Here is a 1,757-nt window from a genome sequence, read left to right as displayed (position 1 = left end):
ATTTACGATAGAAATAGCTGCAAAGCATTTGTTTAGACTGATGGATATGATCAGTGTGGGACAGAAATAACAAAGGATTTTAATTTACAGTATTTTTTTACACTATTGTCCGGTTAAAGTAAAAATATTCCTTTCTACAATCTTTTTTGTCTCTAGCCGACGGGCTTTTACTTTAGCTCACAAGGTTTAATTTTGGCGTTCGTGATTTCCGCTACGCTACAATTCTTCCTACAGCTGAAGAAAGTAAACAAAGAAAGCTGCCGCTGACATGAAAAAACTAAAAATCAAATCTCTACGCTAAAAGAAAAGAACTCACTGCGTTCAGACAGCTTTTCTTTTTAACGCTCCGCTCTCTGATTTTTTTAACGCTTTTACATGAAGGCGGAAAAACTACCCCCACTTGAAAAATATATCAGAGAACTCTTTATTAATAATGCTTTAGCGCAAACTATTTATTTTATACCGGACACTAATGATATTTAATCACTATAAGTCGCAGGCTCCCTTTTTTATATGGGAATAAAGTTATTTTGCCTATTTTTTGAGCCAACTCTAGTACTCCTGTAAAGTACGTGGCATCTCCAATGGTAATTTCATCCGTATGCCCCTTGAGCTTGGCTTCATAATAATTCGTATTGATTACCGCAATATCTTCAAACAAATCAGTTATCAGAGCAATTGTTCGGGGGCCCGATTTCACACAATAAGCTTTATGAAAACTATTCCACGCAATCCAATTATTTTGTGATATACGCTCCGCTATTAGCTTATTATCCTTAAAAAAAAGAGCAGATATATCTTCTTTATCACTCTTTAAGTGGTTTAAATAAATAATGGGTTTCAAATTCATTTTTTTATGTCAACAATAAGAATATTTCTTGCTTTAACCGTTTTATAGACGTCTATATGCGTTTATAGACGTTTATAAAACGATTCGCTTAATTGTTATGGAAAATAATACATGTTTATATTGCCAGGGACCATTATGTGGCAGATCCGACAAAAAATATTGTGATGGACAGTGCAAAAGTGCCTATCATAACCAAGCATCAAAAACTGTTGAAGCAAATATCAAACGGATTAATAAGCAGTTGCGCACAAACAGAAGGGCATTGCGCACCGCATGTCCATCTGGCAAAGCCACAGTAAAAAAGGATTTTTTAAGAAAGTTGGGCATGGATTTTAAACACCTAACTCACACATGGAAAAGTAACAGTGGGACGCTGTATTATTTCTGCTACGACTATGGATATACACCTGCCATTGAACCCGAAAAGGTACTTATTATACAGCACCAGAATTATATGGAGAGATAAAGGGAAATGCTGAAACTGTTTAGCCTCTAAAAATTGCAAATAAATCAATAAACTTAACAATACAATTTTAATCAAGTAAGCTTAAACAATTCATCTTAACTGGTATACTTTGTAATATCAAACTCAAAATCAATAAGGTCAGACGGATTGATCTTCAACCCTTTTGAAATCCTCAAAAATGTCTTGAAAGTTATATTTGTTTTTCTTGGTCAATCTTAGGTTATACACCCTCTTGAAACTGAAGAAACTGAAAACCTTTTTTAGAAGTTTAATAAATATGCCCTGTTCGGTTGTGGCAATTACATACGCTTTGCTCCATTGTATGAAATAACTATTTCGTAGTTATGACCTCCTCTATTGTATTTGTGATACATGCCACTCCCTTTTACACGTATTATGGCCTAGTCATTTTCTAATTTCAAATCCTTAAAAATCTCTTTG

At 34.1% G+C, this 1,757-nt stretch carries 1 protein-coding gene; it reads right to left on the bottom strand.

Features of this window, described 5'->3' with window-relative positions; translation table 11 throughout:
• Positions 1–469: 469 nt before the first annotated feature.
• On the bottom strand, positions 470–850 hold the full coding sequence (locus ACQY6M_RS07805; RefSeq protein WP_428744944.1) for a hypothetical protein: 381 nt from the start codon (positions 848–850) through the stop codon (positions 470–472).
• Between the last annotated feature and the right edge of the window lie 907 nt (positions 851–1,757).

It is taken from the genome of Tenacibaculum sp. (genome assembly GCF_050290165.1).
In the GTDB taxonomy this organism is placed as follows: domain Bacteria; phylum Bacteroidota; class Bacteroidia; order Flavobacteriales; family Flavobacteriaceae; genus Polaribacter.
This window is presented reverse-complemented; position numbering and strand designations above follow the sequence as displayed.